Raw genomic sequence first — 18,052 nt, 5'->3', positions numbered from 1 at the left:
GACGCTACTTGGCCATCAGCTCCCGCTCGGGCTCGCGTGTATCCGCCACGGCGCCGCCGCGCGCTCGGCCAGGCCCGCCGCGCGCTCGGCCAGGCCCTCCGGTTCGAGTTCCCGGGCTGTCCGCAGCACCAGCTCGTGGACCAGGTAGAGCGCGAATGACCACTCGCCCAGTTTCACCATGGCAGGAGAACGGGCGAAGGTGGCGCGACCCCCGCAGCGGTCACGGGCCGCGTAGGCCGCAATCAGGAGGGCGAAACCCGGGATGCAGAGCGCGCCCGCCAACGGCCCAGCCGTATGCCATGGCACGACGCCGTCGACCACCTGGTACAGCGCTGGGTTAGGCCAGAGGTGAGATGCAGGTGACTTTGTTGCTGTTGTTGCCTTGTTCGAGTTGCACGACTGCGGTCGCGGTGGTCTCAGTCTGGTCTGAGTAGGTAGCAATTACCCTGACAGTGAGCTGCGAAGTGGTCCTGTTGGCGACGATCATCGGTGAGGTCATGGTCAACGCCACGCTGCTAACGGTGCCCAGGGTCACCGAGTCGGTATACGAGGGGCCGTAGGTTCCGTTGGTCTGGAGCGCAGAATAAGTCAGGGAGGCTGGGGCCCTCGTGCCGGTGGCGCGCAGGGTCGCAGTAGTTTTGTTGCTGTCATTGCTACAGACAAACCCCGAGAAGGCGGGTGCCGGCCACGTCGCCGCCGCGGTCACGGTCACCGTGGCTTTCGCGCTTTGTTGCCACAGGGCAGACGCAGCCGTGCCTCCGAGCCCCAGCATGACGGTGAGGACGAATACGCAGACAGCCACTGCTGCCCCTGGCAGATTCCGGAACCGAAGCATCTATTCCACCTCGGCTGGAGTCGCACGGTTCCGTGACCGGCGGAGGGATTTAAAGACCGTGAAGGCCCCGTACCCGATCAGACCGACAGCGGCCACGATGGTCCAGGTGCCCCGGTCCGAGTTGCCCAGGGCGTTGGCCACGTAGCCCACGTACGGGACAGCGTAGAAGAGCTTGCCCTTGACTTGGATGGCACGGACTGGCTCAGGATCGTTGGCGCCGTTGTTGTCGCCCTTGGTGATCAGGGTCTTTTCACCCTGCTGGGTGGCACCGAATCCAACAATGCGGTGGGTCTCCACGTCCGGACGGCCGGAGTACAGCTGAAAGGTAATGACATCGCCGTATTTCAGCTCGTCGAATGGCGCCGGCTTCATCACCATGAACGTCCCCGGCGGGAACTTCTGCACCATGGACTTGGTGAGGATAGTGTAGGTCTGCGATCCGGTTGCCAGCGGGATCACAATCAGCACCACCGCTGCAAACAAGGCAATAAGCATCGCGGACTTGCTGGCAATGCGTCCGACGGCGGACCACGGACCACCGCCCTTGCCCTTGCTATCCGTAGGTTCCGGCCGCGCGGTCAGGTCAGCAATCACCGGGCACCCCGCACTGACGGGCGGTGAGCGTCAGGGAGATGTTCACAGCTTGTCCTTTCACAGATGCCGGGGGGTTCGAATTAAGTGTGACCTGGAAACAGAGGACCGTGGACCCGCCCTTTGGAACGGTGGGAGATACAAGTCCGGAAACTCCCAGGACCGTGTAGCCGGTGGTGGTGCTGCAGTCTGCCGCAGAGGTGCCGCGTTTGGCGTTGACGGTGACATTGAGTGCCAGGCTTCCGTCTCCCGTACTGGTCACTGTTTCCCTAGTTGCGGTGATTACCGTATTAAAAGACCCGCCGGCGTTGGTGTTGTTGGTGACCACCACTCCCCCGTACGCCGAGTCGCCTGGCAGAAATGTGCCGGTGGGGGTGATGGCCAGGTTGGCGGAGGTACCGTTGGCCAGCGTCATGTTCGTGGTGGTCTGGCTGTTCGGCGTTGCGGTCATCTTTACATCGAACGATGCCGAGGAGACAGTTCCGGGGGTCGTTGACGTGGTCGCGTTCCAGAGGGCGTAAGTCCCCTGCACGGTCAGGAGGCCCAGGACCACTGCTGCGGCGATCAGTGCCGCGGCCTGCAGCGAGCGCCTGATGCGCATGCGTTTCCTCCTGGTCCTGGTTCCGATCGTCAGCGGGCGGGTGGCCGTTCAGCCACCCGCCGGCGCCGGACTAGGACAGGCCGTCGTTGGCGGAGTTCACCTGCGTGAGGGTGAAGCCGACCGTGTTGAATTTGTAGGTCGCCCCCACGTCAATCCGGTCAGCGGTGTTGGCGCTGAATTCAAACGTTACGGTAGCGGTGACCGTTTGGGTATTAGTCGAGGCGACGAGAGGGTTCACCACAGCCGCGGTGCCGACCTTCAGGCTCACGGGGGACACAGTGACGTTCGTGCCGGTGAAGCCGTTGTTCGGGTTGTTCACCCCGCTGGTCTCGATCTTCGCTGCCATCTTGTTGCCGTGAAGCGTCACCTTCAAATCCTGTGTGAAGGTCAGCTTGTCGCCAGGCACCACTGTGTAGTTGGCGATGTTGGCGATGGCCACGCCGTTACGGTCCGTCCACGTCCCTGCGGCGACGTTTTCGACGTTCAGGTCACCGGCAACGATCGTGCCCGGAGTGGTGGATGCCGAAGCATTCCAGTTGGCCAGGGTTCCGCCGCCGCCCAGCAACAGTGCTGCGCCAACGGCGATAGCTGCGGTTCCCTTGATCAGAGTGCTGTTCTTCATGATGTGTCCCCTCAGACTTTGGTGTGGCTTGGAAGTTGTCTTGCTGGAACAACAATGCGATGCGACTCTCAGGAACAAAGGGTGTAAAGAATCAAGGATTGCTCAATTTATTTGAACTTCAACTGTTGGCTTGGTTCGGCGCCCCTAGACCTACTTGGGTCTGGTGTCTCGGCGGCGCTACTTGGCCACCAGGCTCTTCTCTGGCTCGGGGGTATCCGCCGCTGGGCCGCGACTCGCGCCCCGGCTCCGCAGCCGGGCCTCAATGGGACGCTCGACGAACGTGTAGGCGGCGCCGGCCAACGGGATGGACAAGGCAATTCCGACGGCGGCGAGCGCGGCCCGCTGGGCGAGGTTCTCCGGGCCCAGTTCGAGTGCTGTCCGCAGCACGAGTTCGTGGACCAGGTAGAGCGCGAACGACCACTCCCCCAGTTTCACCAGGGCCGGGGCACTGACAAAGGTGGGGCGGCCCCCGCAGCGGTCCCGGTCCGCAAAGGCCGCGATCAGGAGGGCGAAGCCCGGAATGCTGAGCGCTCCCGCCAGCGGCCCGGCGGTATGCCACGGCGCGATGCCGTCCACCGCTTCGAGCAGAAGGAAGGAACCAAGGGCCGCGGCAGTTCCGACGCCCACGCCGACCCGGGGCTTCCAGCCCTTCCCCATGGCGATGGCCAGGCACACACCCACGGTGAACTCTGCAATCCTGAACGCCGGGAACGTGTAGAACAGGGCACCCCAGTCGAAGCCGGGGGCGAACGCCAGCAGGACGGACACAAGAGCAACAGCGGCCGCGAAAACCGTGGCGCCGGCGCGGAAGAGCTTCCCCGGCTCGAGGCGTGCCAGCCGCACCGCCAGGAACGGGAACACCGCATAGAAGAACGCCTCGCAGGACAGCGACCAGGACACCCCGTTGTAGGCGTAGACCCAGTGCTGCTCGCCGAGCCAGCCCTGCACCAGAAGCAGCGAGGACAGCAGCTGGGGAACTGACTGGTCACCCTGGGTGACCAAAACGAGGACGACGGCGGCCGCCGTCGTAAGCGCGTGGAGCGGCCAGATCCTGGCGAACCTGCGCCAGTAGAACTGGCGCCTGGACGTGCTTGGATTCATGGACCAGGCGAGCACAAACCCGGACAGCATGAAGAAGAACGTCACGCCGGTCTGCCCCATGGACACCAGCGGATACGCCTCCGGCACCAGCGTCACTGCCGCGTGGTACAAAACCACCAGCATGGCGGCGATGAACCGCAGTCCTGTCAGTGAATCCAGCCGCGTGCGTGAAATGCTTTCTCTCCCATGTGTCACGGCAATAAACGGACCAGTTTACCGGCCGGCCACATGTTGCCTCCAACCGGGTCCGCTAGTCCTTGCCGATCTTGGCCACGATCATGGGCCAGAACAGTTCGCTGAACTCCCGGTTCAAATGCATGGGGTCGTAGTAGACGGCCACGCCGCCGACCACGTTGTAGCACTTCTCCGCGTCACAGAAGTAGTCGGTCAGATCGACAAGAGTGACTTTGCTGTTGCCGGCGGATTGGGCCGCCAGGACGAGGGGATCCGGCGGCTGGGCCTTGGAACGCTCGACGGCGCACTTGGCCGGGGCGGCGACGTTCAGGACGCTGCAGTCAGCCGCCCGGACGCCCTCACTGAGCGGCGGATCGGCCAGGACATCCACCTTCGCGCCCGCATCCGTCCAGCGCTGCCACGTCCGGTGCAGCCCGGCAACAATCTGCTCCGTCCCGGACGTGCCGGAACCGTCGTCGACGACGACCTTCCGGGCAAAGGCGGAGGTGAAGATCCGCTGAGGGCGGTCCTCCGCAACGGCAGTGGTGACCTGGCGGGCCCAGTCCCTGCACTTCCGGGCAGGCTCGGCCTCGGTGTGTCCGTTGAAGCCAATGAAGTGGACGTCCGCTACAGGGCATCCCCCAGCCATCGCGGTCTTGACGATCCAGCGACGCTGCTTGGCGGCCGCGAAGACAGCCGCCTGCCAGTGCTGCGCGTGGGAGTCGCCCACCAGCCAGACGACGTCGGCGTCAGTTTTCCCTTTCGAAAAGTCACAGAGCAGCCCGATCCTGGCCTCCTCCGTGGACCGTGCGCACTCGGGCGGAGTTTTCCAGTACTTCCGTGCTTCCGGACTTCCCGCCGCACTGATGGGGCCGAACCTGTCCGCGCAGTCGGCGCCCGGTGCCATGGCGGCCGGGCCGCGGCATGGCTGGAGCGCCGCAGCCGCGGCGGCACGTTCGTCCTGCTCCCCCCTGGATTCTGCTGCCTTGACCTGCGCAAAGCACAGGGCTGCCAGCAGGGCCATGGCGACGGCCATGGCCCCAAAGGTGTTCCGCCTGGACGCGGTGAGGAAGACGAACCTCTGCCCGCGGTCTTCCACGAGGGCCTTCGTCACTGCGGCCAGCAGGATGGCGAGAACCAGTATGAGGACCTTGTCGAGGGGGGACGGGGCCCGCCCCAGGGCGAACGGTGCCACCACAATGATGGGCCAGTGCCACAGGTACAGGGAGTACGAAACGTCGCCGAGGTACTGGACCGGCGTCCAGCCAAGCACTTTCCCCAAGGCAGGCCGCCGGCCAAAGCTGCCCGCGAGGATCACGAAGGCAGTACCCAGAACGGGAACCAGGGCGAGCCAGCCCGGGAAGGGGGTTTCGTGGTTGTACGTCACGGCGGAGAAGGCGATCAGGGCCCATCCGGCAAAACCGATTGCCTGCGTCTGCCGCGGTCCGAGCGTGAGACGGCCCAGGCCGAGAGCCACCAGGGCGCCGGCCCCGAATTCCCAGACGCGTGCCGGGGTCACGAAATAGGCCTCGCTGGGCGACAGCGAGGTGATCACCACGGAGAAGACGAGGCTGGTCACCAGGGCGGCCGCAATCCCGATGAGCATCACCTGGGCGCTTGCCTTCCGGAACCGCGCGGCGGCCCAGAACAGCGCCAGGAGCAGCAACGGCCACGCCAGGTAGAACTGCTCCTCCACCGAGAGCGACCAGTAATGCTGGGCGAAGGTGGCCGATTCCGAGGAGGCCGAATAGTCCACAGCCTTCGCCGCCAGCACCCAGTTCTCCGCATAGAAGGTGCTGGCCAGCATCTCGGCCGCGGAAGCCGCCCACCGGTCGTAGGGTTGCCACATCATGGCTGCGGCCGTTCCCACGGCCAGGACGGTGAAAGCCGCGGGGAGGAGCCTGCGGACACGGCGGGCATAGAAGGACCCGAGCCGGATCTTTCCCGTTGCGGTGAGTTCCTTGAGCAGGTGGGCGGTGATGAGGAATCCGGAGATCACGAAGAAAATGTCGACGCCGACGTAGCCGCCGGGCACCCAGCCCAGGTGATCGAGCACCACCAGCATCACGGCAACAGCGCGGAGGGCCTGGATATCGGCACGGAATGCCCTGCGGGGCCGCAAGCCTGTTGCCGGCCGCCGCGACTCCGCCGGTGCCGAACGCACAGTGTCCGTGGTGCTCATGGTGTCCTTAGTGTCATCGCCATCGGGCTGTGGGACAGCAGCCGTTTTTGCAGAGCGTAAGGATAGGTAGCACGCCGGCTGCCCGCCTGTTCAGCGAGTGCCGCCCCCAAACGCCCTCTCATTTTGGCATGCCTAAAACCAGCTTTTCGAACAGAGCAGGGAACCGTGACGTGCCTTCTATGGCCGGCAGAAAAGTGCAACGGCCGCCGCACGAAGCTTCGTGCGGCGGCCGTTCAGTTCAGTGAAGCTGAGGTGTCAGTTCCAGCCGGCGCCCATGGATGACCGGCCCAGCCAGTTTCCAGCACCATTGCCCTTGTACAGCCAGAGCACGCCGGAGGCATCTATGGCCAGGGCATCTGTCCTGCCGTCGCCGTTGAAATCGCCGCGGCCCGCGATGGTGCCCATCGCATTCCAGCCCGCACCCGTGCTGCTCCGGGAGGCGAAACCGCCCCGCCCGTCGCCACGGTAGACCCAGAGGATTCCGCTCGCGTCGCGGGCCAGGATGTCAGCCTTGCGGTCACCGGTCAGGTCGCCGGGACCGACGACGGCGGTCATCGCGTTCCAGCCTCCGCCACCCGGATCCTGGCCAGCCAGCCACCGCGCCCGTTGCCAGGGTAGACCCAGAGCGTGCCAGCCGTGTTTCGGGCCAGCACATCGGACTTTCCGTCACCGTTCACATCACCCGGCCCGACGATGGAGTTCATGACGTTCCAGCCGGCACCCACGCGGATGCGGGCCAGCCAGCCGCCGCGCCCGTTGCCCGGGTACACCCACAGCGTCCCGGCAGAGTCACGGGCGAGCATATCGGCCCTGCGGTCCCCGTTCAGGTCGCCGGCCCCGACGAGCGAGTTCATGACGTTCCAGCCGCCGCCGACCTTTGTGCGTGCGAGCCATCCCCCGCGCCCGTTGCCGGGATACAGCCACAAAGTTCCGGCGCTGTCGCGGGCGATCATGTCGGCCTTCCCGTCGCTGTTCAGGTCACCCGCGGTACAACCAGGGTCATGCGGAACACGGCATTGAACGTCGCGGACCAGGATGCAACCGCCCCGGCCTTCAGGACGTAGTCCGCCTTGGCCTTCGCGGTGACGTTGACCGTTCCTGTCCCGGCATAGGTCCCGGCAGCAACGGCCTTGCCGCCGACCAGATACTCAACACCCTCCACGACGGGCACCGTATACGTGTCCTGAGCAGTGCCGTCCTTGTCCGTGAATGTAACGGCAGCCGGTGTCACTTCTTATGGGGCCGCCTTGAACGTCGCAGACCACTCCGTGACCGCACCCGCCTTCAGGACGAAGTCCGTCTTCGCCCGCGACGTCACCGTCACAGTGCCGGAGCCCGGAAGGGTCCCCGCCTCGACGACCATGTCGCCGACCAGGTACTCCACGCCCTCAGTCTCGGGAACGGGGTAGGTGTCCTCCGCGGCGCCGTCCTTGTCCGTGAATATAACGGCAGCCGTGTCACTTCGAACGGGGTTGCCTTGAACGTCGCCGTCCACTCAGTGACCGCACCGGTCTTCAGGACGTAGTCCGTCTTCGCCCGCGCCGTCACCGTCACCGTCCCGGAGCCCGGATACGTTCTGGCCCCGACGACCGTGTCGCCGACCACGTACTCCACACCCTCAACGGCCGGGATCACGTAGGCATCCTGCGCCGTCCCGTCCTCGTCCGCGAACACCACCGCAGCCGGGACCACCGCGAACGGGGCCGCCTTGAACGTCGCCCACCGCTCAGTGACAGCACCGGCCTTGACCACGCAGTCGGTTTTCGCCCCCGCAGTCACCGTCACCGTACCGCTACCCGGGTGGGCGCCGGTCTCAACGACCTTGTCCCCGACCACGTACTCCACACCTTCGGTCACCGGGACCGTGTAGGTGTCCTCGGCGGTGCCGTCCTTATCCGTGAACACCACTGCAGCCGGGACCACCTCAATCGGGGTCGCCTTGAACGTCGCCGACCACTCAGTGACGGCACCCGCCTTCAAAACGTAATCCTTCTTCGCTCGCGCAGTCACCGTCACCGTAACCCCGCACGAAACTACATCAGTCAGTGGGTGTTGGCCATGGGCGTCGACTTGGATGTTCCCAACGGCGTTAGCGACGAGCTGCAGAACGCGCTGCTCGCCCCGCTGCCTCAGATGCAGCCGAAGTGGGTAGAGCCCCCAGCAAGTTCCGCGGGTGAATGAGTCGGGTCCCCAGTCCAGGCGGTTGCGGCGATGAACCGCCGACGCCCCAAAGGGGAACAGGCTCGTCAAGCGCGCGAGGCTGCGAGGAGTTACGGGGTGTGCTCGTGGACGACCTGCTTAGCGTCGGGCCCTTGTCCGGATGATCACAGCAGAATGACCGCTTGCTGCGGCCAAGGACCCGAGCGTAAGTGCCAGTGCTGAGGCGTATTCAGAGATAGTCATCGCGGCCGCACCTTCCAGTTGTGGTGCGGCGAGACTACCGGGGCGAGTCGGCGGCCTTTGAGTAGGAAGGCAGCGTGTCGAATCACGATTTGGACGTGAGGTCCTCCCACGGCAGCAAGGAGCCCAACGGCCCCCCATAAAACCCGTTGGAATCCTTGCGCCTTCTCAGAGGCTAGCCATTCCCTAACTGCGCCGTCATCGGGGTCATCCGCTGGTGGGGTAATTGTCACCAGAGGTGGGGACACGAGTGACGCTTGTCAAGACGCCCTGGGCAATTGTTGGACGCCTGCCGCGGCCGAGGACGCCATCTCCCGCTACCGGGAGGCGGCGGATGGACGCGCTGTTTCGTGACAGCCTGATGACCGCCCTGCGGCCGACGGCGGCACTCACGTTCCGGAAGCGGCAGTCACCTCGGATTCACCGGAGCACCTTCTCCTGCCGGCCCGCGTCGTCCGTGAAGTTGTCGAGGCGGCCTGTGAGGCGGTCACCAACTCCCCCCGCCATTCCGCGGCGGGCGGACCGCTGCGATGTCCGCGTGCGGGCCACCGCAGTGGACGGACGGCACGTGTCACGGCCACCGTTCGTGACACCGGGACCGGTTTCGACCCCAGACTGGTTTCCGACCGACGGCAGGGGTCCGCGTGTCCATCACCGGGCGCTTGAGGCCGTGGGCGGATCCGCCGCCATCACGTCCTCCCGGGCTGCAGGCACGGAAGTACGTCTGTGGGAAGGGGACGCGGCATGATGGGGCCATCTCCACCCGGGTGACGATCACCCTGTGCTCGATGTTCGTCGCCGTCCACAGCTGCCTTGGACTGCTGAACGAACCGGACAGCAGGAAAAAGAACGTCAACCCGTCTGCACCATGGACACCAACGGATACAACTCGGGCACCAGCGTCACCGACGCGTAATGCACGACCACGAGCATGACGGCAACGAACCGCAGAATTGCCAGTGAATCGTGCCAGTGGGAGAAGTAGTTTTTTCTACATTGGCTAGGAGACTATGCCCTCAAGTCTACCGGGGGATAAGAAGTGCGCGGCGCCCCGTGAACCAGTCAAAACGACCTTACCCCTATGCCGCCCGGCTAGGGGCGCACAGCCGGGAGGGCCACAGCCACATGGCTGGCGTAGGCGGCGTGCCCTTCCTGTGTGAGGTGCAGTCCGTCCTCGATGAAAGTCAGGTCATCCCATCCGAGGGCAGAGATATAGGTCCGCCCAGCAGTTACCGTGGCGTCCTTGAGGGCCTCGTCAGTCGGGGCCTCATCCGTAACTTTCGGGACATCGGCCGGTCCAATAACGATGACAGTCTTGATCACCTTTGCTTGGTTTAGAACCTTGGTCACAGCCTGAGCTTCCGATTCGGGAGCCCGCCCGTGGTCGTTGAGGCCACCCTGGATGATAAGAATGTCTGGCTTCGACTCGACCACTGAGCCGATACGAGACGAAAAGTTATGCGTGAGACAGGGGCCACCGTTGAGGAAGCCAGTGCCTCCAATCGCATCAACCCCGACGGCCCATTTCTTCGAACTAGCCACCTTAGAAACCCACCCCGCAGCTGGGTCAGCGAGATGCTCACCGGCCGCATAGGAGTCTCCCAGCACCGCTACCTTGAGGCTGCCCGCGCCAATCGCTTGGATCGCTCCGGCTGACCTAATTTCAGCGTTTATCGCCTCGCACTGGGCCGCCTGCTTTCGGTTGTCCTGCAGCGCTTGCAGGTTCTTTCGGACCTGAAGTGCTGCGGCAGTTCCACCGCCGACGACGGCCACCGCAACAACGGCACTTATGATGACATGACGAACGCGCAAGATGTCCCCCAGAAGAAGTAATGTGCCCTGATTCTACCCGGTAGCTATGGGCGGACCCCGTCACCGGGCATGACTATGCTAGGGACATTACCTGCAAGGGCCACTCAGCGTTCAGCTAGGTCCAGCCTCAGAATCTAGCTGCGCTATTGAAGCCAACCGCCCTACCGGTACCCATCCACGATTGCAGCAGCGATCTCCTTATAAGCCCGCCGCGTCTCTGGCTTCAGGTGGTCCAGCGTGACCAAATCGCCATCGGCCACTCCCCGGTCGTGCGGCACGGCGATGAGCTCGCGGCACATCCCGGCAAGGTGCTCCTCGATCGCGTCCTTGTCCACACGGTTGGAGACCTCGTCTTTGTCCGTGATCACCACGATGGCGTTGCGGGCCAGATCCTCGTAGCCGTGACCGGCGAGCCACTGCAGTGTGCTGCGTGCGCGCTTGGCGCCGCTCACTGCGTAACCGGCAGCGATGATCAGGTTGTCCGCGGATTGCAGGATCCCACTCATCGCGTTGTGCGTCACTCCGGTGCCGCAGTCCGTAAGCGCCACGGAGTAGTAGCTGGAGATAAGCCTGCGGATCCGGAGGTATTCCTCGGCGGTGAGTGAATCGGACACCTCGGGGTCCTGTTCGCCAGCAATGAGGTGCAGCCGGCCGGAGTGGTGCATATAGCGTGACAACTCAGTGAGCGAGTCGACGGAGTCGATGTTCCGGAGCAGATCTGTAATCGTCCGCGGAGTGGCCTTCTGGTAGATGCCTTCCCCCAACGCGCGCTCCACGAGGTCGCCGGAGTCGGGGTTCGCGTCGATGGCGCATGGCGGGTCGCCACGGAACTCTGCAAGGGTGAGGCCGACCCCAACGGTGGTGGACGTCTTGCCGATCCCGCCCTTCAGGCTGAGCACTGCGGTGTTATAGCTGCCCTGCAGCTGGCGCGAGATCCGGCGGGCCACCTCATCTTCCTCGCGTTCAAGAGCGCTAGGGCCCAGGTTCCAGGCGCCGCCGGTCGCCCGGTACAGGAAGCCCCGGAAGCCCTTCTTCGGGCGCGGCTTCTGCTCCCGGACAAACGACGTCGGCAATGCGGTGGCGTCCGCAACCGGCACCTCAGGCTCCGGAAGGCTTTCCGGTACGTTTGACGGCAGCGCTCCCGCAGGCTGGCGCGCGGGCGTCGGCGGAGCCGCCGGTGCAGGAGGGGCGTCGGAGAGTGCATCGGCAACGGCCGCCGCTTCCGCCCAGGACGAGCTGCGGACGGGACGGGGCGGTGCGGTGGGCTCAGGTGTCACGGCGGGAAAGGTTCCTGTCCAGGCGTCGGAGCCGTCGTCATTGCGGCGGCGGAAGCGGCGGCGGAGCTCGGGCTGCCCGTCGGGGCTGGCCTCGGCTAATCGGTTCGCTGGCTTGGGCATGGTCGTTCCCCCCGGGCTCGCAGCGGCGTCCCGCTGCAGTGGTCGATTGGTCTCGTTCAAATAGCCATTCTAGGCGCTGGCAAAGTACCTATTGATCAGCGACCTAGCTAGGGCGTTCGTCGCGGCGCCAAAAGACACGGTTTCTCAGCTGTGAATGAGGGCTGCCACAACAACAGCGGCAGTGATCGTTAGCAGAATGCCCAACGCCACGTAGCCCCACCATTTGGGTCGACTACGGTGCGGGTTGATGTCGACGTACGGCACGGCTATTTCAGCCCACCCGGAACGGAAGAGGCTGCCGCCGGGGCAACGGCAACGGCCCTGCGCTTGAGCCGGAGCATCCAGTAGAGCCCGGCGAACGGAATCAACAGGCTGCCGAGCAAGCCGGACAGCGCGAGAACGAAATCGGTGACAGCCACGGTTGAGACCTCCGTAAGCGGCAGCTCCTTCGACACAACCAGAGCGACCATGCTCAGGGTGCGACAAAGGGGCTGGGAATGGACCCCCCATTTTTGGGTCGTTCGCCAGCCTACTTAGCACTTAAGGGCGCTGTCCAATTGGACACGCCCATTGGTGCAACCACTATTCATCTATTGCGCTTCATGCCTCTGCCCCTAGCGCCGGAGGGCCAGCGTCACCACCACCGCAGTCGCCACTGCCAGAACCGCCAGCCCGACGAATGACAGTGCGCGAAGCTGACGGCGGCGTACTTCGCGCCGCGATTCCCGACCGTATCGGCCTCCCCCACGGAATCCCATGGCGGAGACGCTACGGACTGAAACTCAAGGAAAGCGCAAGCAAACATCAAGGTTTGATCAAGATGTAGCGCTTCCCACCTAGATAGGCCTAGATGCCGTCGCCGTGACCAGTGGCGGCGTTGTGGCGGTGCACCGTCCGCCGCAGCCGCTGCGGGAACCCGCCATGCCTTGCGTGTCGGCCGGGAAGCGGCGACAGCGGCTCCACGGGCAAACCCGCAACGGCAGCCCTGGCACGCTCTTCCACGCCCGGCATGTCCTGCCGGTCGAGCCATGAACGCTCGGGGAACGGGTCATCGGCCACGATGTGTGTATCAATGAAGCGGCGGATGACCGCCCTGATTCCAGTATTCATGACCCAAACCTAGAGTGGCACAGGTCACACCCACAGCGTAGTCAATACCTGTGTTTTCGGGCGTCCGATACGCGGACTGCAGCGAGTACTTGGTTCAGTGCTGTTGGCGGGTCTCCTGCAGACGCTTAATGAACCAGCGCGACTGCTCGGGCCCGTACGGCAGCACCGGGATGGCTTTGGTGGCATCAGCCGGCGTGTCGCGGATGGACTGCCGGGCCTGACGCACAGCGGTGGTCATCGTGTCGGCCATGGTCTTGACGAACCGGTCGCTGCAGGGTTCGCCGTGCCCCGGGACGAGGAACTCGTAGCGGTGCCGGAGAGCCGACAGGTGCCGGAGCGCGTCGGCCCACTCCTCCGGGTACGAATCTTCGAAGGACGGATGGGAGCCCTGCTCCACGAGGTCACCGGCAAACAGCGTGGTGGTGGTTCCGACCAAGAGGTCACCGTCGGTATGCCCGCGGCCCAAATAGAACAGCGTGACAGTCTGACCCCCGAGGTCAACGAGCACTGGCTGGTCACGGACGATTGCGTTGGGGACCACGATCTCCACGTGCTCACCGTCGCCAGCAGCCATTTCAGGTTCGGTCTCCGTGACCTCACTGCGCTGTGCGTCGCCGCCCTCACCGATTTCCTCAGCGCAGTTCTCGTGCGCCCAGAACTCCTCGACGCCGGCCTCGGTGAAGACCGCGTTGCCGAAAAAGTGGTCGTAGTGTGCGTGGGTGTTCACCACGACAAGCGGCAGCGGGGTCTTCTCCCGTACGGCGTCCAGGATTTCCTTGCCTTGCCTCGGCCCGCACCCAGTATCGATCACCAAAGCCCGTTCGGTTCCTACGATCAGGCCAGTGTTGAGTTTTGAACCTTCAGTCACCAGCACATAGTTGTCCGCGCCGACGTCGAGCCATCGTGACATTGTTTCTCCATAAATCTGGGGAGCTGCGATCTTCTGGCCTCGATTGTACTCATCTAGCTTGGGATTTATCAGGGAAGCGCTATGGCGCCAGACCGGCGGGGGACCCAGCCCCTGGCCGCAAATTCATTCATTCGAAACACCGCGCTAGGTATGATCTGGTCATGGGGACTAAACAACAGAAGCACTTCTGCGAGACCTGCAACACGATCACCAACCACGTCACTTCATACAAGGATGACGGAAGAGGCCTCGTGGCTCTCGTAAGGTGCAGCGACCACTCAGATACAACACGGTAAGACCAGTCGTCCTTCGCCGCCGAAAAAGAGCGGCGAAGGACCGATCACCTGGATTTCAATACTTTCGGTTACAAATCGGCCAAAAGCGAGGGCGGGGCCTCGATCGCATCGGCAACATAACGTAGGAATCCGGCGGCCGTACCGCCATCGCAGACGCGGTGGTCAAAGGTCAAAGTCAGCTCAGTGACTTTTCGGACGGCAAGTTCGCCTTCGACGACCCAGGGCTTGTCGATAATCCTGCCAATGCCGAGGATAGCCACCTCCGGATAATTAATGATTGCCGCGGAACCATCCACGCCAAACACGCCATAGTTATTAAGCGTGAAGGTTCCGCTGCCCAGTTCCGTTGGGGTCGCCTTGCCGTCGCGCACGACGGCGGTAAGTCGCTTAATTTCTTCGTCGAGTTTCCTCGCACTCAATTGCTCCGCATGGCGGATAGATGGGACCACCAACCCGCGATCCGTCTGAGCTGCAAACCCGAGGTTGACCCCATCGAAGGCAACTATCTCCTGGGACACGCTGCCAGACGCGTCCTCTGCGTTGATGAGGCGGGTGTTCAGCTCCGGGTATTTCTTCAAGCCTGCAGTCACAAAGCGGGCGATGAAGGCCAGGAGCCCGGGCGTATGACTCGGGTCCGTTTTCTTAAGGCCGGCGCGGAGCTCAACGAGTGCAGTGGCATCGACGTCGAGCCAGACCGTAGCTTCTGGGATCTCGGAGCGACTGCGTGACATGTTGGCAGCCACGGCTTTCCGCACGCCCCGGACGGGCGTGCGTTCCGTGATTTGGAGGCCGGTGCGGGTATCGACGTTCTCGCTGATCGAGTTTGTCGAGACCGTTTCGACGGGCTCAATCAGCGCACGCAGTTTGGTTTCGGCAGGCTGGGTTTCGAAAGGCTCAACCACCGGGGACTTTATGGCTGCTTCGACGTCCCGACGCATGATCAGGCCGCTCTCTCCAGATCCCTGCATGTGGCCGAGGTCCACACCATGCTCCTTGGCCATCCGGCGGACGAGGGGAGAAATAACAGCACCGAGCTTGCCGGGGACGCGAGTGCGCAGAAGTAAGGCATCGTCTGCGGGTGTTGTCAGCTTTGTATCGTCTTGGGGCTCAGTTTCGACGGGCGCGGTTTCAACAGGCTCAACCACCGAATTGGTGCGCCGGGGGCGGGTTCGGCGGACAGTGGTTGTGCCGCCAGGGGTTCCGTAACCGATAAGGACGTTGCCTGAGCCCGCTCTTTCTTCTGTTCGGTATGCTTCGGCTGCGGTCTCTTGGGTTTCGAGGGGCTCAACCAGCGTGGTTTCGGTTTCGACGGGCTCAAACTGTGATTCCGTTGGGGTCACTGACATAAGCGGTTTGCCCACATCCAAAGTCTCGCCCGGTTCGCCATGCAACTCGGCTACAGTGCCGGCGTACGGTGACGGTACCTCCACGACTGACTTCGCGGTTTCCACCTCAGCAATGGGCTGGTCCACGCGGATTTCGTCGCCGACCGCCACGAGCCAGTTCAAGAGCTCGGCTTCTGTCAGCCCTTCGCCGAGGTCGGGCAGGAGGAACACTTTCCGTTCGGTCATCTGATCAGTCTTCCCACTGGAGGTCGTCAACGGCGTCGAGGATGCGGTCCACGCCGGGCAAATAGTAGTGCTCGAGCTTCGGCGCCGGGTACGGCACATCGAAGCCGGTGACGCGGCGGATGGGCGCGGTAAGATAGTGGAAGCAGCGCTCCTGAATGCGGGCCACGATCTCCGAGGACACGGACGCAAAGCCGTGTGCCTCCGCGATGACCACCGCCCGGCCGGTCTTCCGGACGGAAGCGGCCACCGTCGCGTCGTCGAACGGCACGATGGTGCGAATGTCGATGACCTCGAGCGATCGCCCTTCTTCGGCGGCTGCGGCGGCCGCTGCAAGTGCCGTCGGAACAGAGGGACCATATGCGATGAGCGTCGCGTCAGTGCCCGAGCGGGCGACAGCGGCACGGCCCTCGGTGGCCTCGCGGCCGTCGACCTGCCGCTCGTACTCCGCCCGGAGCGCATCCAAGTCCACCAAATCCTTGGACCAGTAGAGCTTTTTCGGCTCCATGAACATCACCGGGTCGTCGGAGTCGATGGCTTCCCGGAGCGTGCGGTAGGCGTCGGTAACCGTAGCCGGTGTGTAGACCTTCAGTCCGGCGGTATGTGCGTAATAGGACTCGGAGGAATCACAATGGTGCTCCACTCCCCCGATGCCGCCGGCGTAGGGAACGCGGATGACCATAGGCAGCTTGACCCGGCCCTTGGTGCGATTGTGCATCTTGGCCACGTGGCTGACGATCTGCTCGAAAGCCGGGTACGCGAACGCGTCGAACTGCATTTCGATGACCGGCCGCATGCCGTTGATGGCCATGCCCACGGCCATGCCGACGATCCCCGACTCGGCCAGGGGCGTGTCGAAGCAGCGCTGTTCACCGAAGGTTTTCATGAGTCCGTCGGTGATGCGGAAGACACCGCCCAGCATCCCGACATCCTCGCCGAAGACGAGGACAGAATCATCCGCGTGCATGGCATCCGCCATCGCCGTGTTCAGCGCCTTGGCCATGGTGACGGGTTGCGGTCCGGCCTCCTCGGCGCTTGCCGCAGCGGAGGCAGCAGCACGGGCGGTGGCCAAGCTGACGTTGCCGTCGGCCTCGGCGGAAGTGGTGACAGTGGGGCTCATTTGTAGGCCTCCTCTTCGGAAAATGCGCCGGCAGCATCACGGGCGAGCTCGTCGGCGAGCAGAGCCGACTGTTGATCGAGCTGCAGTGTCCGCGTTGCGAAGACATATTTGAACAGGTCCTGTGGGTCGACAGACACGTCCTCGCCGAGGCCGTCACGGAGCTGTGCGGCAACTGTCTCTGCCTTTTCAGCAATCCTGGCGTCACTGCCGTCGTCCAGCAGCCCTTTGTCTGTGAGGTATCTCTTCATCCGTGTGAGCGGATCTCGGGCAACCCACTGCGCAACCTCACTGTCCTGACGGTAGCGGGTGGCGTCGTCGGCGTTGGTATGGGCCTGCATGCGGTAGGTGTGTGCCTCGACCAGGAGCGGGCCGGAGCCTCCGCGGGCGAGCTTGACCGCGCGGTCCAGCACAGCGAGCAGCGCAACGACGTCGTTGCCGTCCACCCGTTCACCCGCCATGCCATATCCCACAGCCTTGTGCGCTAGCGAAGGAGCCACTGACTGATGAGCCAGCGGCACGGAGATGGCGTACTGGTTGTTCTGCACGAAGAAAATGACGGGCAGGTGGAATACGGCGGCGAAGTTCAGCGCCTCGTGGAAGTCGCCCTCGCTTGTGGCGCCGTCGCCGCACATGGCCAGCACCACGGTGTCCTCGCCGCGCAGCTTGGCGGCGTGCGCAACGCCGACGGCGTGAAGCAATTGCGTGGTGAGCGGCGTGCACTGGATGCCGACTCTGTGCTTCAGTGGGTCATAGCCCCCGTGCCAGTCCCCGCGGAAGATGGTCATGGCTTCGATCGGGTCGACGCCGCGTGCCATGACAGCTACAGCATCGCGGTAGGTGGGGAACATCCAGTCGCCGTCGGCGAGGCAGAGGGCGGCAGCGACCTGGCACGCCTCTTGGCCGTGACTCGAGGGGTAGACAGCCATGCGGCCCTGGCGAACCAGAGCGGAGTTCTGGTCATTGACCCGCCGGCCGACGACGAGCTGCTCGTAGGCTGTGAGGAGTTCGTTATCACCGGGCAACGGGTACTCATGGCCCGGTTCGGCGCCCTGCTCTGAACGGTGCTTCAGGTTCCCGCCCTGGTCAACCATCTGAATCTGATGGCGGGCGGGCAGCATGTAGTCCTCAGCAGTAATGCCGAACTTGCGCACGGCCTCGGCGGCTTCGCCGGGCAGATATGTGTCCTCGGCCTGCTCCGGAGCAAGTTGGCTCTTCCCCGCCTTGCCGGGCGAAGTGTGGTCTGCGGAGATCGTCATCGGTCCGTCCTTCTGTAGCCACTATTCGCTTTCAGTATGGTCCCGGACGATCTTTCGTATCCAGTGCCCCCGCGAAT

General features: G+C 63.9%; 18 protein-coding genes. All 18 read right to left on the bottom strand.

Features of this window, described 5'->3' with window-relative positions; all coding sequences use genetic code 11:
* Window positions 1–15 precede the first annotated feature (15 nt).
* The 18 genes from ACTHQX_RS18530 to ACTHQX_RS18445 all read right to left on the bottom strand — a co-directional run bounded on the left by ACTHQX_RS18530 (window position 16) and on the right by ACTHQX_RS18445 (window position 17,975).
* Complete coding sequence (locus tag ACTHQX_RS18530) at window positions 16–306, bottom strand: hypothetical protein (RefSeq protein WP_440158688.1); 291 nt, start codon at window positions 304–306, stop codon at window positions 16–18.
* 529 nt (window positions 307–835) lie between these two features.
* On the bottom strand, window positions 836–1,330 hold the full coding sequence (locus ACTHQX_RS18525; protein WP_440174640.1) for a signal peptidase I: 495 nt from the start codon (window positions 1,328–1,330) through the stop codon (window positions 836–838).
* An 88-nt stretch (window positions 1,331–1,418) separates the two neighbouring features.
* Window positions 1,419–2,027, bottom strand: a complete 609-nt coding sequence (locus ACTHQX_RS18520; protein ID WP_440158690.1) for a SipW-dependent-type signal peptide-containing protein — start codon at window positions 2,025–2,027, stop codon at window positions 1,419–1,421.
* 70 nt (window positions 2,028–2,097) lie between these two features.
* Window positions 2,098–2,649 carry an alternate-type signal peptide domain-containing protein gene (locus ACTHQX_RS18515; protein ID WP_440158691.1) on the bottom strand — a complete coding sequence of 184 codons (552 nt, stop codon included), beginning with the start codon at window positions 2,647–2,649 and terminating at the stop codon, window positions 2,098–2,100.
* A 177-nt stretch (window positions 2,650–2,826) separates the two neighbouring features.
* Window positions 2,827–3,945 (bottom strand): acyltransferase family protein, encoded by a 1,119-nt coding sequence (locus ACTHQX_RS18510; protein WP_440158692.1) that lies wholly within the window; start codon window positions 3,943–3,945, stop codon window positions 2,827–2,829.
* A 55-nt stretch (window positions 3,946–4,000) separates the two neighbouring features.
* Window positions 4,001–6,106, bottom strand: coding sequence for an acyltransferase family protein (locus ACTHQX_RS18505; RefSeq protein WP_440158693.1), 2,106 nt, complete (start codon window positions 6,104–6,106; stop codon window positions 4,001–4,003).
* A 255-nt stretch (window positions 6,107–6,361) separates the two neighbouring features.
* The gene (locus ACTHQX_RS18500; protein ID WP_440158694.1) at window positions 6,362–6,661 is read right to left on the bottom strand and encodes an FG-GAP repeat domain-containing protein; all 300 of its coding nucleotides are present in this window, start codon (window positions 6,659–6,661) and stop codon (window positions 6,362–6,364) included.
* Window positions 6,658–7,059: an FG-GAP repeat domain-containing protein gene (locus ACTHQX_RS18495; RefSeq protein ID WP_440158695.1), complete on the bottom strand. Its 402-nt coding sequence runs from the start codon at window positions 7,057–7,059 to the stop codon at window positions 6,658–6,660. The genes ACTHQX_RS18500 and ACTHQX_RS18495 overlap by 4 nt, the downstream gene beginning before the upstream one ends.
* A 20-nt stretch (window positions 7,060–7,079) precedes the next feature.
* Window positions 7,080–7,337: a hypothetical protein gene (locus ACTHQX_RS18490; protein WP_440158696.1), complete on the bottom strand. Its 258-nt coding sequence runs from the start codon at window positions 7,335–7,337 to the stop codon at window positions 7,080–7,082.
* 89 nt (window positions 7,338–7,426) lie between these two features.
* Window positions 7,427–8,116 carry a hypothetical protein gene (locus ACTHQX_RS18485; RefSeq protein ID WP_440158697.1) on the bottom strand — a complete coding sequence of 230 codons (690 nt, stop codon included), beginning with the start codon at window positions 8,114–8,116 and terminating at the stop codon, window positions 7,427–7,429.
* A gap of 1,482 nt (window positions 8,117–9,598) precedes the next feature.
* Complete coding sequence (locus ACTHQX_RS18480) at window positions 9,599–10,114, bottom strand: SGNH/GDSL hydrolase family protein (RefSeq protein WP_440174644.1); 516 nt, start codon at window positions 10,112–10,114, stop codon at window positions 9,599–9,601.
* Window positions 10,115–10,479: 365 nt separating this feature from the next.
* Window positions 10,480–11,715, bottom strand: a complete 1,236-nt coding sequence (locus tag ACTHQX_RS18475; protein ID WP_440158699.1) for a MinD/ParA family ATP-binding protein — start codon at window positions 11,713–11,715, stop codon at window positions 10,480–10,482.
* 266 nt (window positions 11,716–11,981) lie between these two features.
* Entirely contained in the window at window positions 11,982–12,185 is a 204-nt protein-coding gene (locus ACTHQX_RS18470) for a hypothetical protein (protein WP_440158700.1), read from the bottom strand.
* Window positions 12,186–12,561: 376 nt separating this feature from the next.
* The gene (locus tag ACTHQX_RS18465; protein ID WP_440158701.1) at window positions 12,562–12,825 is read right to left on the bottom strand and encodes a hypothetical protein; all 264 of its coding nucleotides are present in this window, start codon (window positions 12,823–12,825) and stop codon (window positions 12,562–12,564) included.
* Between the two features lie 94 nt (window positions 12,826–12,919).
* On the bottom strand, window positions 12,920–13,735 hold the full coding sequence (locus tag ACTHQX_RS18460) for an MBL fold metallo-hydrolase (protein WP_440158702.1): 816 nt from the start codon (window positions 13,733–13,735) through the stop codon (window positions 12,920–12,922).
* A 364-nt stretch (window positions 13,736–14,099) separates the two neighbouring features.
* A complete protein-coding gene (locus ACTHQX_RS18455; protein WP_440158703.1) occupies window positions 14,100–15,602 on the bottom strand; it encodes a dihydrolipoamide acetyltransferase family protein in 1,503 nt (500 codons plus the stop codon).
* A gap of 4 nt (window positions 15,603–15,606) precedes the next feature.
* Window positions 15,607–16,719 (bottom strand): alpha-ketoacid dehydrogenase subunit beta, encoded by a 1,113-nt coding sequence (locus ACTHQX_RS18450; protein WP_440158704.1) that lies wholly within the window; start codon window positions 16,717–16,719, stop codon window positions 15,607–15,609.
* Window positions 16,716–17,975, bottom strand: a complete 1,260-nt coding sequence (locus tag ACTHQX_RS18445) for a thiamine pyrophosphate-dependent enzyme (RefSeq protein ID WP_440158705.1) — start codon at window positions 17,973–17,975, stop codon at window positions 16,716–16,718. The genes ACTHQX_RS18450 and ACTHQX_RS18445 overlap by 4 nt, the downstream gene beginning before the upstream one ends.
* Window positions 17,976–18,052: the final 77 nt, after the last annotated feature.

This window comes from Arthrobacter sp. SAFR-023, from assembly GCF_051965295.1.
In the GTDB taxonomy this organism is placed as follows: Bacteria; Actinomycetota; Actinomycetes; order Actinomycetales; family Micrococcaceae; genus Arthrobacter.
The sequence above is the reverse complement of the archived record's forward strand: the minus strand, read 5'-3'. Positions and strand labels throughout refer to the sequence as shown.

Coding starts and splice junctions, on each gene's coding strand:
- ACTHQX_RS18520 (WP_440158690.1), bottom strand. CDS start 2,027: ATGCGCATCAGGCGCTCGCTGCAGGCCGCGGCACTGATCGCCGCAGCA.
- ACTHQX_RS18495 (WP_440158695.1), bottom strand. CDS start 7,059: ATGATCGCCCGCGACAGCGCCGGAACTTTGTGGCTGTATCCCGGCAAC.
- ACTHQX_RS18515 (WP_440158691.1), bottom strand. CDS start 2,649: ATGAAGAACAGCACTCTGATCAAGGGAACCGCAGCTATCGCCGTTGGC.
- ACTHQX_RS18455 (WP_440158703.1), bottom strand. CDS start 15,602: ATGACCGAACGGAAAGTGTTCCTCCTGCCCGACCTCGGCGAAGGGCTG.
- ACTHQX_RS18500 (WP_440158694.1), bottom strand. CDS start 6,661: ATGACCGCCGTCGTCGGTCCCGGCGACCTGACCGGTGACCGCAAGGCT.
- ACTHQX_RS18445 (WP_440158705.1), bottom strand. CDS start 17,975: ATGACGATCTCCGCAGACCACACTTCGCCCGGCAAGGCGGGGAAGAGC.
- ACTHQX_RS18465 (WP_440158701.1), bottom strand. CDS start 12,825: ATGAATACTGGAATCAGGGCGGTCATCCGCCGCTTCATTGATACACAC.
- ACTHQX_RS18460 (WP_440158702.1), bottom strand. CDS start 13,735: ATGTCACGATGGCTCGACGTCGGCGCGGACAACTATGTGCTGGTGACT.
- ACTHQX_RS18475 (WP_440158699.1), bottom strand. CDS start 11,715: ATGCCCAAGCCAGCGAACCGATTAGCCGAGGCCAGCCCCGACGGGCAG.
- ACTHQX_RS18470 (WP_440158700.1), bottom strand. CDS start 12,185: ATGGTCGCTCTGGTTGTGTCGAAGGAGCTGCCGCTTACGGAGGTCTCA.
- ACTHQX_RS18525 (WP_440174640.1), bottom strand. CDS start 1,330: ATGCTTATTGCCTTGTTTGCAGCGGTGGTGCTGATTGTGATCCCGCTG.
- ACTHQX_RS18450 (WP_440158704.1), bottom strand. CDS start 16,719: ATGAGCCCCACTGTCACCACTTCCGCCGAGGCCGACGGCAACGTCAGC.
- ACTHQX_RS18505 (WP_440158693.1), bottom strand. CDS start 6,106: ATGAGCACCACGGACACTGTGCGTTCGGCACCGGCGGAGTCGCGGCGG.